A 14,512-nucleotide genomic window follows, 5' to 3' on the forward strand; every position below is an offset into this window, starting at 1 on the left:
TTCTTTATAATGCAAATCAACGAAGGGAGAGGATAGCATGTCCAACCGAAAAGGCACGATTCTTTTTGCTGCTGTATGTCTCATAGCAGGAAGTTTGTCGATGGTGAGCCCAGCTTCAGCTCATGCAGATACCCCTTATTATGGAAAGAGTTATGAACAGCCAGCCTCAGTGAAGAAGCTATACCCTGAGCCTGACGAGACGTTCGATACCCCCGCATTTCAGAAAAAAGGAGAAGCCTTCACCACACAAGAAGAGCTTCAACAATTCTTACGTGATATTGTCCGCAAAAGTCCTTACGCTACGCAGAAGCAGATTGGAACATCCATTGAAGGACGGTCCATTCCAGCCCTCTACTTTACAAAGGATCGTCATATTTCTCCACTTTCAAAAAAGCCAACGATCTGGCTTCAAGCACAAATACACGGAAATGAACCAGCCTCCGGTGAATCGGCTCTCGTCATCGCAAAACGATTAGCTGGTGAAGAAGGAGAGCGTATACTCAATCATGTCAATATCATCATTGTCCCGAGAATCAATCCTGATGGTGCTTATGCGTTTGACCGCAGGCTTGCAAACGGAATGGATGGAAACCGTGATCATATGACATTAGAATCTCCAGAGCTCACAGCCCTGCATCAAGAATTTAATCGGTATACACCAGAAGTAGTCATTGATGCCCATGAATACGATGTGGGTCAAAAGCAGTTTGAAGATATCGGCTCAGCGGGAGCCCTCAAATATCACGATTTACTGATCTTATCAGGGAAGAACTTGAATATTCCAGAAAGCATCCGGCTCACGTCAAATGAATTATACGTGAGCGGCGTCCGTGAAACGCTGACAAATCAAGGATTTTCAAATGATTTATATTATACAAGCACAAGAGGAAAGGATGGAAAGATTGATCTCTATGAAGGTGGAACGGATGCACGAATTGGTCGAAATGCTCTGGCACTCTCCCCAGCACTATCCTTTCTTGTAGAAAGCAGAGGGATTGGCATTGGAAGAGAGGACTTTACCCGCCGCGTCGCAGCACAAGTCACCACACATGAAAAAATCATTGAAACAACGGTGAAACATGCAAAGCAGGTGAAGCAGCAAATGGTGACGGAGCGTTTGAAGCTGGTGAAAAAAGGTCTCCAATCGAATGATGACGATCAAGTGGTCATTCAAGATGATTTCAAAGCGCCGGTGGATGATTCGCTTGAAATGGTAGATATTGAAAAAGGACAGACCATCAATGTCCCTGTACGCTTTCACAGTGCGAGCGATGCTACTCCTGTCATGTCGAGAGAGCGACCGACAGCTTATCTTGTTTTACCTGGACATGAAGGGGTAGAACGGAAGCTTCAAACCTTAGGGTTAAAAAGTTTCACATTGCCTGCCAGTGTAAAAGTACCGGTACAAGCCTATCAAGTAACAAAACGAGATGAAAAAAGCAAAACAGATATTCAGCTTGAAACAGAACTCACCCAAAAGAAACGTCAGCTGCCAAAAGGGACAAAGGTATATTTCACGGCGCAGCCGCAAACGAATTTGTTGTCACTTGCCCTTGAGCCAGAATCAAAAGACAGCTACATGTCATCTGGATTTATTGCTTCAAAAGTAGGCGATGAACTGCCAGTATACCGGTTCTTGCTATCTAAAAGGACGTTGGGCATTAAATAAAAAAGGGCTAAAATCAACATCATTTTAGCCCTTTGTCTACAATCTAGAAGCGGCACAGTGCGTGCTGCTTTTTTATTTTCGTCCTGCTCTTATTTCATCAGTCAAGCCTTCATATGGTGCTTCGGCGATAATGGTTTCGTCATTTACACCTGCATGATGGATATACGTAATGTCCGCAAATTCTGGAACAACATATTTCGGATATGTTTCGTACTTTTCACGAGATTCTTTCATGAGATCGATGTAGTCATTTTGATAGCAAACTGTGATATCTGGACGTTCATGCACCCATTTTGGGAAGAAGATGACGCCATGCATGCGCTTTTCTTCAGGCATAAAGTTCAGAGAGACGTCTGTCCCAGTTGGCTCTGTCCAAGAAACTTTGTAAACGCCTTTTGTTAGCTTCACAATATTCACTTCTTGATCACGGACCCAGCGGCCTCCAACCATTCCGCTATGAATGCGGTAATCAATGGTGTGATCGTTTTTAATGTAAATCTCATATTCCCAGCCATTTTCATACGTATAAATCATATGAAGTCCAACGAATTGTTCCATGTTGATTCCTTCTTTCATTAGAATGATGTTGTTTCAAACATGTCGTGATTTACATGTTTATTTTAAAGCCTGTGGTATACTATTGTCAAAGAATAAACGTTGGAGGCACATCATGAGAGTTTTGAAATATGCCATTCTTGGTTTACTAGATCAGTGTGAGCTGACTGGATACGATATCACCAAACATTTTAAGGATTCCCTTGGACAGTTTTGGAGCGCGAAGCATAGCCAAATTTACCCTGAGCTAAAACGGCTCACAGAAGAAGGGTTTATTGAATTTGATGTTCGTATACAAGGAAAGAAGCTGGAGAAGAAGGTTTATCAAATCACAGAGGCGGGGCAAGCAGCATTGCATCAGTGGTTAAGGACAAAAGACCCGATCCCAGAAACAACAAAGGATGAATTCATGCTCAAAACATTTTTCATCTCCTCCATGGACAAAAAAGAAGCAGCTGATCTGTTTACACATCAACTGCTAGAGCGCACGAAGAAAGTCGACATGCTAAAGCAGAAGCTGCATGCGTTAACAGAGGAAGATCCTGGGGCTGAATCGCTTCATTCAGCGCAATTTGGGCATTACTTAGTGCTGACAAGGGCAATTGAAAGAGAAAAAGGCTATGTCCGCTGGCTCGAGCAAACCTTAAACGGATTGATTCATCCTCGCTCTAAGGACAATGGTCGGATGATATGATAAAAAATGGTTTGAAACTAGTGAATTTATAAATAGAAACCGCTACAATGGATATATTCGTATTAAAGTGAGGCGAGTATGTTTGAGTAATCAAGAAGCGTTGTGGAATGAAGCAGAAGCTTTTATTTCTGTATGCTATGAAGAATTGGGCAAGTCAAATGAAGAGAAAGCAGCACGTCTGCATGAAATAAAACAAGAAATTAACTCTAAAGGGACGTATACTCACACACAAGAGGAATTGGCGCATGGAGCGAAAATGGCGTGGCGCAACAGCAACCGCTGCATTGGCCGTTTATTTTGGTCAACCCTGCATGTTCACGACTGCCGTCATGTGAAGACAGAAGAAGAGGTGAAAGAGGCACTCTTTCATCATATTGAGTATGCGACCAATGATGGGAAAATCAAACCATCCATTACGATCTTTCCTCCAGAAAATCATGCGCAAAAGGAAGTCGTCATTTATAATCATCAGCTCGTTCGTTATGCAGGCTATGAGACGGAGTACGGCATCATCGGCGACGAGGCTTCTCTTGAATTAACAAAGTTGTGTGAAGCCCATGGCTGGAAAGGGGAAGGCACGCATTTTGATATCCTGCCTCTCATGTTTCAGCTAAAGGATCAACGGCCAGTTTTGTATGAGCTTCCGAAAGAAATCATCCAAGAAGTCGAGATTACCCATCCTGAATATGAAGGATTTCGTGATTTAGGACTGAAATGGTACGCCGTTCCGATTATTGCTGATATGAAATTGGAGATTGGTGGTATTCATTACAATGCTGCGCCGTTCAATGGCTGGTATATGGGCACAGAAATTGGCGCACGTAATCTAGCCGATGAAAATCGCTACAATATGCTGAAAAAAGTCGCTTCGATTTTAGGACTGGACACAACAAAGAATGCGTCGCTTTGGAAGGACAAAGCCATTGTTGAGTTGAATGTGGCGGTTCTTCATTCTTACAGAGAAGCAGGGGTGACCATTGTTGATCACCATACAGCAGCACATCAATTCAAACAGTTCGAAAAGCAGGAAGAAAAGGCTGACCGTAAGCTGACTGGGGACTGGACTTGGCTGATTCCACCGGTATCACCAGCTGCTACCCACATCTTCCACAAGCATTACGACAATACCATTGTGAAGCCGAATTATTTTTATCAGGAAAAGCCCTATCATGGAACAGAAAAAGCCTAGCGAAAGCTAGGTTTTTTTTATGAAAACTTCATCCCTTGATGCGAAAATCCTGATAATGAGCGAACTCAGTGAGCGGCTCCATCTGCATATCTGTGACCTTTGAAAAAGGGCTTCCTTTCCGGACAGTCTTTAAGAAATCAAGCACTTCCTGCTGCTCACCCTCTACCTTTAACTCGACATGCCCTTCATCTGTGTTGCGTACCCAGCCTTTCATCCCGCGATTGACGGCTTCTCCTTGTACAAAATAGCGAAAACCGACTCCCTGCACCCGTCCTGTGACAATGGCATGATAATGAATCAATGTCATCTCTCCTTTTTTCTCATCGTACCATAGCATCTAACTGACCTTCACGCATCGACTATGATTTCATTGTCTAACGATGTAAAATAATAGCCATGAGACAATCAAAGGAGATGGTCATCGTGGGACAGAAGAGATACGACATAGTAGGAATTCAAGTAGGACAACCCATCACGACCTATGCAAACGGAAAAGAAATCAAAACAGCCATCAACAAAAAGCGAATTCATGAGCCTGTCTATTTGAGTAAGGTCAATTTTGAGGGAGATGGTCAAGGTGATTTGGTTCATCATGGAGGATATGATAAAGCCGTCTGCGTCTTTCCATACGATCATTATGCTTATTTTGAGCAGTTTTTAGGGGTTCCGTTACAGGAAGCTGCCTTCGGTGAGAATGTGACCGTGCACCAACTAGTTGAAACAGAAGTGCGGATTGGCGATGTATTTCAGCTTGGAGAAGCACTTGTTGAAGTGAGCCAGCCAAGACAGCCGTGTGTGAAACTATCTTTTAAGCATGGCAACATGAAGCTTGTAAAGGAAGTACAGCAAACGGGGTATACCGGCTTTTATTTACGGGTGCTGAGAGAAGGCTTAGTGCCTGCTGATGCTTCTCTTGTATTAGTAGAAAAAGCACCTCATCACATTACAGTCCATGAAGTGAACGAGGTCAAATATCGTCAAACAAGTCCAGAGAGGCTAAAAGCCGTTCTTGAAGTAGATGCCTTAGCAGATGTCGTGAGGAAGTCTTTAGAAAAACGAATTCAGCCCATTTAAAAAAAGCCGTACATCAGCATAAGATGTACGGCTTTTAAGCGCTTATGAGCTAGGTTTCTTTTGCTCAAGAAGATTTGCAAGGAAATATGTTTTTAAGCTTTGAAGCTTTCTTCCTTCATGCTTGGTCACACCAAGCTTCTTTAATTCTTCGACATACCAGCCTTTGCTACCATAATGCATGATAGAAAACTCCTTTCAATTGAAACTGCCTGCATTGTAACATCTCAAAAAAGGACGTGAAAAGTGTGCAGGTATGAATAAATGAAAACTGATTCTATCTTCCTATGATCCATGTATATGCTGGAAATGATCATTTATGAATTGGGCGGGTTGAGGGTAACGATGATCATGCCGACCGTCATAATCATGATGACAATACCAAGATAAGTCATCATGGATTGTTTTTTCTTAATACCTACAACCGTTAAGATAATACTTTCAATCAAAAAGATAACGCCGATGATGATGAACCACATATCAAATAAGACCCCTTTCGCATATCTTTGCCTATTTTACCACAGGCATTTTTGTTTAGTCGTGACAGATTCGTGAAAGGGAAACGAAAAGATCCCCTCCAATGAAGAAGGGGATTAGCTGGCTTATAGCTTCGTTAATATAATCGGTTCGTCTTTTGTGATGACAATGGTATGTTCAATCTGTGCGACTAGGCTTTTATCTGGTGTTTTAAAGGTCCAGCCGTCATCAGCCTGATAAATCGATTCAGCATTTGTTGAAATAAAAGGTTCGAAGGCGATCACGGTGCCATTCTTAAACAAAGCATTATCGAATGGATCATAATAGTTCAAAATATGGTTAGGTGCTTCATGCAGATTTTTCCCAATACCATGTCCTGTCAGGTTTTTAATGACAGTAAATCCTTGTTCTTTTGCTGTATTGTAGACCGCACGGCCAATTTGGTTTTGTCTTTTACCGGCTTTTGCATGCTTTAATCCTTCAAGGAATGCATCCTCTGCACACTGGCATAATGCTTCAAGACGAGCATCACCTGTACCTAATACGAATGAAATACCGGTATCGGAATAATAGCCGTCCAGCTCTGCTGAGATATCAATATTGATGAGGTCGCCCTCTTGTAAAATGGTTTTTTCACTTGGAATACCGTGAGCAACTTCATCGTTCACGCTGATACAAGTCGTCCCAGGGAAGTCATATTCCTTTTCGGGTGCTGAATTCGCCCCATGTTCTTCTAATATTTTTTTCCCAATCAAATCTAGTTCTTTTGTAGACATGCCTGGTTTCGCTTGGCTTTTCATTTCTTCTCTTGCCAAAGCGACAATTCGGCCGACTTTTTTTAAGGCTTCTAACTCATGATCATGTTTGACAATCACTGTTCATTCCCGCTTTCTATAACTTCATTCTATTCAATAGCTTACCACATTTTACGCAAAAAGAGTAAAGAGCGGAATTCAAATGAATGTGGACAAATTGGTATAGATAACTAGATGTGCATATGATATATTTTTTATGAGCATCATGGACGTTTAGTCATGATGATGACAAAGGGGGAGAAGGCAAATGGTGTTTCAGTTTTTTCAAAAGCTAGGCAAATCTTTTATGCTTCCAATCGCTGTACTTCCAGCAGCAGGGATTATTTTGGCTATTGGGCGGGAGGATGTATTCGATATCCCGTTTATTCATGCGGCTGGAAATGCCATTTTTGCAAACTTGGCTTTAATTTTTGCAATGGGGATAGCGATCGGCATTGCAAAGGATGGTAACGGGGCAGCGGCATTATCAGGTGCGATCTCTTATTTTATTTTATCAGCTGGTACAACGTCGATTAATTCAACGAACAATATGGGGGTATTGGGCGGTATTTTATGCGGGCTATTGGCAGGTTATGTGTACAATCGCTTCAAGGATACGAAGCTGCCCGAATACTTAGGTTTCTTTAGCGGAAGACGGCTTGTGCCGATTATGACCGCACTTTTCACCATTTTATTAGCAGCCGTTTTCGGATTTGTATGGCCTCCGATTCAAAGCGGGATCAATGGTTTAGGAGAATGGATTTTAAGTCTTGGTGCAACGGGTGCAGGGCTGTTTGGTTTCTTTAACCGCTTGCTCATTCCATTAGGGCTTCATCATGTGCTGAATAACTTATTTTGGTTTCAATTCGGGGAATTCAGCGGGGCAACAGGAGATCTAGCGCGATTCTTTAAAGGAGATCCAAGCGCGGGTGTCTTTATGACTGGTTTCTTCCCAGTGATGATGTTCGGTCTGCCAGCGGCATGTTTAGCCATGATTGTGACCGCAAAGCCTGAAAAGCGAAAAGCAACGGCTGGCCTGATGATTGGGATGGCGCTTACGTCATTTATTACAGGGATTACTGAACCAATTGAATTTTCATTTATGTTTTTATCTCCACTCCTATATGGTGTCCATGCTGTACTAACGGGTCTTTCGCTCTTTATTGTGAACATTCTCGGGATTCATAGCGGCTTCGCTTTTTCAGCAGGAGCAATTGATTATGTTTTAAGCTTTGGCATTGCACAAAAACCACTCATGCTGCTTGGGGTTGGGGTGCTTTATGGCATTGTGTACTTTGTCGTTTTCTATTTCCTCATTAAACTGTTAAAGCTCAAAACACCGGGTAGAGAAGATGAGGACATTGAAGATATTGCAGCCGATGATACGAAGACGGCAGGTGCGAGTATACTTTTAGAGGGACTTGGCGGCAAAGACAATATCACCGCCATTGATCATTGTGCCACCCGCCTGCGTTTAACAGTAGAAGATACACATTTATTAAATGAAGGCACATTGAAAAAAGCAGGTGCCAAAGGGGTACTGACTTCAGGGAAAACCTCCGTACAAATCATCATTGGAACGAATGTAGAATTTGTCGCAGATGATCTTCGCAAGGAAGTCGATCGAGATTAAAAAAAGCGTTCAGCCAGGTCAAATCGGCTGAACGTTTTTTTGTTTGCGCTGTTCGATGACGAGCACAATACTGATCACAACAAGTAAAAACCAAGAACTGATTTTCCCAAGATGGACGAGAGACCAAGCGTGCTGTTGATTTGGATATTGCCATGCCCCTAAAAAGGTGGTGACATTTTCGGCAATCCAAATAAAGAAACCAATCAGCAAGAAAGAGACGACAAGCGGCATTCGGAAGGTAGAAGAGCCAACCTGAAACGAGACGGACGTTTTTCGAAATACGACAACAAGCAGTAATGTCAGCCACCACCTGACATCATAGAGCCAGTGATGCGTAAAAAAATTGAGATAAATACACAAGCTAATCCCAATTGAAAGAAACGGATGGGGCCATGAACTGACCTGCACGTGAAGCCGGGACAGTGCCTGATAAATATAGCTTGCTACACTCGCATACATAAACCCGCTATAGAGCGGAACCCCAAATACCTTCATATAAGCCTCTTCAGGATAGGACCAAGAACCCATATGAACTTTATACAATTCTAAGCCAATACCTATTATGTGAAATAGACAGATCACCTTCAATTCATTCAATGTCTCCAGCCGAAGCGTCAGCATGAGTATCTGGGCAAGAAGGCAAAGCAGTAGAATGAAATCATACCGGTGTAGAAAAGGAATCGTCACTATCTTTGATAGGGCAAGCGCTGCAAAGATCATGACGGGGAATAGACACGACATCGCCTGTAAGTAAGCAAACTGGAATAATGTTTTCATACAAAATGAAACCTCTTTTCATTGTCTGAAATGACTAAGACGGATTTAGCAAGGGAAAAGTTACCTCAACTAGATATTCATGAACAATTTGTGAATACGTATGTGAAAAAGATCACAAATTAGTTTTAACATAGTATAATAAGATCATAAAGAAAATGTGAAGAAATTCACATAAATTAAAGGGAGGCATCATCATGTTTACAAAATTCTTACAAACGAATGTATGGGCAGCGGTTATCCTTTTGGCAGCAAGACTTTATATCGGTTGGACTTGGCTCACATCTGGTATAGGAAAACTAACAGGCGGATTCGATGCATCAGGATATTTACAATTTGCGATAGCTGAACCTGTTGTCAAAGATGGAAACCTTGTGTATCCGTTCTATGTATGGTTTTTAGAAAATGTCGCTTTGCCGAATGCTGGACTATTCAGTGCCATGGTCATGTGGGGAGAAATTTTAGTAGGTCTAGGATTAATTGTTGGATTATTCACAACAACCGCAGCGTTTTTCGGAAGCATGATGAATGTCTCTTTCTTACTAGCTGGTACCGTCTCTGTCAACCCGCTTCTTCTGCTCATTGCCATCGTCATCATGGCTGCGAAAGGAAATGCAGGCAAATTTGGACTTGATTATGTCGCAGGTCCCGTCTTGAAACGAACTATGAAAAGAAAGCCGCATTTAGAAGTGGCTTCATAATAAAGAAAAAGCATCCTCAGCTTCTGCTCAGGATGCTTTTTTTATTTAGGAATCAGCTTTCACCAGATTAATATGCAGGACGGTGAGCTTCTGCTGATTTATATCTGGGTCATGGCCGGCGATAAATTCCAGCTCATAATCTCCAGTACGATACACGTATTTTTTCTCTTTTGTCTGTGGGATGGTGCTGACCGAATTGGCTTGTCCAAGTTGTTTCTTTAATAGGGAAGGGGTCATTCCGCCGATATTCGTTTCTTTTTCTACATTTGTACCGAAATAACGGATTTCGTCAATTTTGCCTTTTGCATCATAATGAAAAGCAAATCCCGGATTCCCCATTTCAGCATGATACAAATCAAAGCTGCTTTGACCTGTTTCTGGATATGGATTTCCTAGTTTATGATGGACATCCATCTTTGTTTGAACTCCAATTTTAAGACCTTTTGCATAATACGGCATTTGTCCTTTATGTGCCAGCTCATAAATGTTGTTTAGTGCGGTTTTCGGACCTTGAGGAACGGATTGTTCGACTGCTGTTTTGGTCATGGCGTGTGCTGAGACTGCAGGACTGAATCCAATGAGGCAGGACGTAGCGAGTGAAGCAGTCATGACAAAAGCGGTTGTTTTTTTCATCATAAATCCCTCCTTCTTCTTTCTATACCCGGTGCAATAGGGGTCAAACATAAAAAGAACCAGCTGATCATGGATCGGCTGGTTCTTAAAATGAGAAAGTTATTTTGATGAAGTGCCGGATTTATCTTTGGCGGAAGAGGAATCTTCTTCATCCTGTACTTTCTTTGTATAGTCATATTGATTGCGGTCAATCGGTGTAAAGCCTTTAGGCTTGTAGAAACGGAGTAAATCTTCGGTGACGATCTTATCAGATGTCTCAAGCATCTTTTTCACCGTTTCATTTTCTTGTGATGCCTTATCAGTCGGCTCGATTTTCTCGCCTGTTTTGTTGCTGTAATAGTTATTGCCTACTTTTGTGTAATCCTTAGAGACGAAGTCACCATTTCTAAATGGCACTAGCTCCTTGAAATTTTTCGATAAGATATCAGAACCAGACATTAAATAGTTCTTCGTATCATCACCAAGCAGGTGCAGAAGGGTTGGTGCGACATCGACTTCACCAGAGTATTTATGAATCTGTCCGCCTTTTACGCCTGGTACATGAATAAAGAGCGGTACGCGCATGAGCTGCGCATTTTCATAATCTCCGATTTTTTGTCCTGTCACTTTTTCCATCGCTTCATTGTGGTTTTCAGAAATGCCGTAATGGTCTCCGTACATAATGACGACTGTATTGTCATAGAGTCCAGACTTTTTCAGGTCGTTGAAGAACTGTTCAATCGCTTCATCTAAATAATGAGCCGATTGGAAATAGTTATTGACGACAGAGTCTCCGAAGTCACCAGGTTCAAAATCGGTATCCCCTTCATCCATTCCAAATGGGAAATGGTTCGATAACGTAATAAATTTCGAATAAAACGGCTGCTTCAAGTTTTCAAGCATTGGCATAGATTCTTTGAAGAATGGTTTGTCTTTCAGCCCATAGTTCTTCGTATCTTGCTCGTTCATATCGTAATACTCAGAATCGTAAAATCTGTCATATCCAAACGACTTAAACATTTCATTACGGTTCCAGAAGGTTTTTGTATTGCCGTGGAATTCTGCTGACGTGTATTGATCCTTCTTCAAAATGCCAGGAAGTGCTTGATACGTGTTTTGCGCTTTGTTAATAAAAACAGAGCCTTGGGATAATGGGAAGAGCCCAGTATCCATCATAAATTCAGCATCAGACGTCTTTCCTTGTCCTGTTTGATGGAAGAAGTTATCAAAGTAAAACGTTTTGTTGTTGTGTGCCAATGAATTAAGGAATGGCGTTACTTCTTTTCCGTTTACTTTGTAATCAATGACAAAGTTTTGCAGAGATTCAAGAGAAATCGTAATCACGTTCATGCCTTTCGCTTTCCCGTAATAAGCCGGGTTAGGATCAGCGCTGTTCGCTTTTAAATAGTTCTCTACATCTGTCACGTCATTTGAATTTGCCAGAGCGCGCTGGCTGTTTGATTTCACATTTTGAATGGCATCAAACACAGTAAAGTTATAAGCACCTAAATATTTCACTAAATAATTGCGGTCAAATGATCTTGATAAAAGCTCTGGACGATCAATCTCTGCAGCGACTAAATTCATCACAAAGATGACAACAGAGGACACAAGGACGAGTCTAAACGATTTTGACTTTTGAACAGGTACAGTAGCTGTACTTGTTTGCTGCTTCTTTTTCATGCGGACTGCGAGTACGATCAAAATGATGGTATCCATAAAGTAAAACATATCAGTCCAACGCATGAGTGAAAATGCACTATCACCTAATTGTCCGCCATTCGTTCCTGCCTGCATCACGGTAGGCAGCGTGATAAAGTCATTGAAGAATCGATAGTACACGATGTTTGCGTATAGTAAAAAAGACATGAAAAAATGAATCACAATGATAGCGGCAGGCTGCCATTTTTTCTTGAACAATAAAGCAAAGCCAAGAAAGAACAAGCTGGAGCTAATAGGATTCACGAAAAGCAAAATATGCTGAAGCACATTTGATATACCAAGTTTAAATTCAATTAAATACGCTGAATACGTTTTGAGCCACAGTAAAATGACTGCAATAACAAAGAAGCCGAGGCCTCGTTTTTGAATAAATGTTTTCATAAAAACACTCCTTTTCTCCGATACACGGAAGAGGCGGAACGAAAGAAAACGAACCATTAGAATATACCATGAAATGATCAAATAGAAAAGTGATAACCGGCGAAGAGTGTCTAGCAGCTCGTCCGCGCAATAAAAGGGTGGAAAACGAAAATATTCGCTCTTCGAAAAACTTTTTATGAAATTCATCCTATTATTAACAGAAAATTCAGCCGTTTTCCAGTTGCTATATCAATAAAACAGGTAAAAAGGCACGAGTCTAAAGAATTAATTTGGTTTCTACAATGATGATTTAGAGTGTATTTCCAGTGTTTCTTAATGTTTATGCAGGTTAAGTAAAAAAAATGAGAAGAAGAATGGAGAAAGGACATGGATGAAATTTCCTGATATAAGATATATCGATATATTTTTTTGTTTCATCAACATAATGGTTTTAATGTGTTTTGTAAGGGTTTTATTTATTTTGATGAATGAACAAATTATCTAAATATACTTAAGTGAACATTTCGAGACTATAAACTTTTGAAATGGGGTCGATATAGACTTTGACAGGAAATCTTCCATTGAAAGGATTGATAGTATATGACTGTACGAGCAAACAACCTCGTTCAGAACTGGTTTCCGAGTGAGGACGGAAATGCAGCAGAGCGTAAAGAACTCATCAAATTGATGGAGCAGATTGTTTCAGGGGTCGATCACCTGAAAGATCCGAACCGTGCACACCTAAAGGGTGAAAAGAATCGCGAGGAGGATTTTTACCAAAAGCTCACTGAAACAAGTCAAATTCCGTTGAACGGCCAACAAGCGGAACTTGTGAATGAAGAATTACTGAAGCTTTTACATAACCATCCTTACCACACAAAGTATTTCTTCACGAACATTTTGCCGATGGCAAGTACACCAGGAATTCTAGGCATGCTGACGGCGATGCTGGTAAATGGAAACAACCTATGGGATGTTTACGGACCAGCAGGAGCGGAAGCTGAGGTCAGAGTGGTCTCAATGATGTCTAAGCTCATCGGATATGATCCAAGTGTGAGCGGGGGATATACAACATGGGGAGGTCAAGGAGCCATTTTCTCAGGACTGCGTTTAGCGATTGCAAAAGCTGCGCCGGAGTCACTGCGAAAAGGTGTTCCACAAAACCTTTATGCGTTTTGTTCTGATGCGGCACATTACAGCTTATTTAAGTCAATGGAAGCAACAGGACTTGGCACAGACAACTTGATCAGAATTAAAACGAATAAAGATCATTCGATGGATATGGAAGATTTGCGTTGTCAAATGGAACGTGTTGCACAAAATGGCGGAATTCCCGTTTATATTGTCGCAACAACCGGAACAACAGATGCCATTGCAATTGATGATGTAAAAGGGGTACGTGAAACAGCGGAAGCCATTGCTGAGGAGTATGGTCTAAAGGTGCCGCATATTCATGCGGATTCAGCGCTCGGCGGATTCTTTGCTTTCTTTAATGAGTATGATCTAGCTGAAAACCCGCTGCAATTCTCAGACGGTGTTCTTCGTATGCTAAAAGAAATCAAAGCGAAATTCCAGCATCTTTCTCTTGCTGACACGATGTGCTTTGACTTTCAAAAGCTCGGCCAAACACCTTACACATCTAGTTTATTCTTAGTGAAAAACGCGGCAGACCTAAAGCGTTTAGATCTGGAAGAACAAGAGACACCATACGTTGGTCATAGAGGCTACGGCGAATACCATACAGGTTATACGCTGGAATGCTCAAGAATGGGAAGCTCGATCAGTATGCTGAGTGTGCTGTTAACGTTTGGAGTTGAAGGCTACCAACGCTTGCTCGGTCAATTCTTAGAGGTGAACCTTGCCTTCAGAGAAGCACTCAGTCAAGAAATTCCGCAAGCAGAAGTCGTAAATGATGACAATGTCGGAATGGCTACATTATTTAGAATTTACCTAGACGGCTCACCGCGCTTTCAAGAAGAAATTTCAGGCGAAGCGACGGCAATGGAAATTGAGCGGAACAATGAATTGAACAAAATGCTGTTTGAAAAGCTTGGAGAAAAAAGAGACGAAATGTTCTTTGGTGATACAACGAAGTTTTTACTTGTAAATGCAAAAGAAGGACAAGAATTCTATCTAAGCGTTAGTAAGTTTTTTGTCATCTCACCTTATACGTTACCAGAGCATATCCCACATATCGTATCTTATTTAAAAGATGTGATCGCATCTGTTTGTGGACAATTTGAACATGTACATGCTTAAAT

General features: G+C 41.5%; 15 protein-coding genes. 7 read left to right on the forward strand and 8 right to left on the reverse strand.

The features are described from left to right. The first annotated feature begins 37 nt into the window (after positions 1–37). Entirely contained in the window at positions 38–1,669 is a 1,632-nt protein-coding gene (locus tag MHB83_RS08705) for a M14 family metallocarboxypeptidase (RefSeq protein ID WP_342496821.1), read from the forward strand. 72 nt (positions 1,670–1,741) lie between these two features. Here MHB83_RS08705 and MHB83_RS08710 read toward each other — a convergent pair whose 3' ends face one another. After that, entirely contained in the window at positions 1,742–2,227 is a 486-nt protein-coding gene (locus MHB83_RS08710; RefSeq protein WP_050944807.1) for a phenolic acid decarboxylase, read from the reverse strand. 112 nt (positions 2,228–2,339) lie between these two features. Here MHB83_RS08710 and MHB83_RS08715 point away from each other — a divergent pair, with 112 nt between their 5' ends. Next, positions 2,340–2,918 carry a PadR family transcriptional regulator gene (locus MHB83_RS08715; RefSeq protein WP_342496822.1) on the forward strand — a complete coding sequence of 193 codons (579 nt, stop codon included), beginning with the start codon at positions 2,340–2,342 and terminating at the stop codon, positions 2,916–2,918. Between the two features lie 82 nt (positions 2,919–3,000). Continuing rightward, entirely contained in the window at positions 3,001–4,107 is a 1,107-nt protein-coding gene (locus tag MHB83_RS08720) for a nitric oxide synthase oxygenase (protein WP_342496823.1), read from the forward strand. Between the two features lie 28 nt (positions 4,108–4,135). On the opposite strand, the gene MHB83_RS08725 is transcribed toward MHB83_RS08720, so the two are convergent. Continuing rightward, on the reverse strand, positions 4,136–4,408 hold the full coding sequence (locus MHB83_RS08725) for an acylphosphatase (protein WP_050944813.1): 273 nt from the start codon (positions 4,406–4,408) through the stop codon (positions 4,136–4,138). 122 nt (positions 4,409–4,530) lie between these two features. Between MHB83_RS08725 and MHB83_RS08730 the strand changes: the two genes are divergently transcribed. Continuing rightward, positions 4,531–5,181 carry an MOSC domain-containing protein gene (locus MHB83_RS08730; protein ID WP_137055543.1) on the forward strand — a complete coding sequence of 217 codons (651 nt, stop codon included), beginning with the start codon at positions 4,531–4,533 and terminating at the stop codon, positions 5,179–5,181. Between the two features lie 42 nt (positions 5,182–5,223). On the opposite strand, the gene MHB83_RS08735 is transcribed toward MHB83_RS08730, so the two are convergent. The 3 genes from MHB83_RS08735 to map all read right to left on the reverse strand — a co-directional run bounded on the left by MHB83_RS08735 (position 5,224) and on the right by map (position 6,530). Continuing rightward, positions 5,224–5,361 (reverse strand): YflJ family protein, encoded by a 138-nt coding sequence (locus MHB83_RS08735; protein WP_003214303.1) that lies wholly within the window; start codon positions 5,359–5,361, stop codon positions 5,224–5,226. Positions 5,362–5,495: 134 nt separating this feature from the next. After that, positions 5,496–5,657 (reverse strand): hypothetical protein, encoded by a 162-nt coding sequence (locus tag MHB83_RS08740; RefSeq protein ID WP_003214360.1) that lies wholly within the window; start codon positions 5,655–5,657, stop codon positions 5,496–5,498. A 123-nt stretch (positions 5,658–5,780) separates the two neighbouring features. Next, positions 5,781–6,530 (reverse strand): type I methionyl aminopeptidase, encoded by a 750-nt coding sequence (gene map / locus MHB83_RS08745; protein WP_003213886.1) that lies wholly within the window; start codon positions 6,528–6,530, stop codon positions 5,781–5,783. A gap of 187 nt (positions 6,531–6,717) precedes the next feature. On the opposite strand from map, the gene nagE reads away from it, so the two are divergent. Next, the gene (nagE, locus tag MHB83_RS08750) at positions 6,718–8,082 is read left to right on the forward strand and encodes an N-acetylglucosamine-specific PTS transporter subunit IIBC (protein ID WP_050944804.1); all 1,365 of its coding nucleotides are present in this window, start codon (positions 6,718–6,720) and stop codon (positions 8,080–8,082) included. An 18-nt stretch (positions 8,083–8,100) separates the two neighbouring features. On the opposite strand, the gene MHB83_RS08755 is transcribed toward nagE, so the two are convergent. Further along, positions 8,101–8,859 carry a DUF817 domain-containing protein gene (locus tag MHB83_RS08755; RefSeq protein WP_226804769.1) on the reverse strand — a complete coding sequence of 253 codons (759 nt, stop codon included), beginning with the start codon at positions 8,857–8,859 and terminating at the stop codon, positions 8,101–8,103. A 194-nt stretch (positions 8,860–9,053) separates the two neighbouring features. Between MHB83_RS08755 and MHB83_RS08760 the strand changes: the two genes are divergently transcribed. Next, positions 9,054–9,557, forward strand: coding sequence for a DoxX family protein (locus MHB83_RS08760; RefSeq protein WP_003214123.1), 504 nt, complete (start codon positions 9,054–9,056; stop codon positions 9,555–9,557). A 45-nt stretch (positions 9,558–9,602) separates the two neighbouring features. On the opposite strand, the gene MHB83_RS08765 is transcribed toward MHB83_RS08760, so the two are convergent. Together MHB83_RS08765 and MHB83_RS08770 are read right to left on the reverse strand one after the other, a co-directional pair. After that, complete coding sequence (locus MHB83_RS08765) at positions 9,603–10,190, reverse strand: YjgB family protein (RefSeq protein WP_050944802.1); 588 nt, start codon at positions 10,188–10,190, stop codon at positions 9,603–9,605. 99 nt (positions 10,191–10,289) lie between these two features. Continuing rightward, positions 10,290–12,272, reverse strand: coding sequence for an LTA synthase family protein (locus tag MHB83_RS08770; protein WP_050944801.1), 1,983 nt, complete (start codon positions 12,270–12,272; stop codon positions 10,290–10,292). A 579-nt stretch (positions 12,273–12,851) separates the two neighbouring features. Here MHB83_RS08770 and MHB83_RS08775 point away from each other — a divergent pair. Further along, a complete protein-coding gene (locus tag MHB83_RS08775; RefSeq protein ID WP_050944800.1) occupies positions 12,852–14,510 on the forward strand; it encodes a pyridoxal-dependent decarboxylase in 1,659 nt (552 codons plus the stop codon). Positions 14,511–14,512 lie beyond the last annotated feature (2 nt).

This window comes from Bacillus sp. FSL K6-3149, assembly GCF_038630515.1.
GTDB lineage: Bacteria > Bacillota > Bacilli > Bacillales > Bacillaceae > Bacillus > Bacillus pumilus.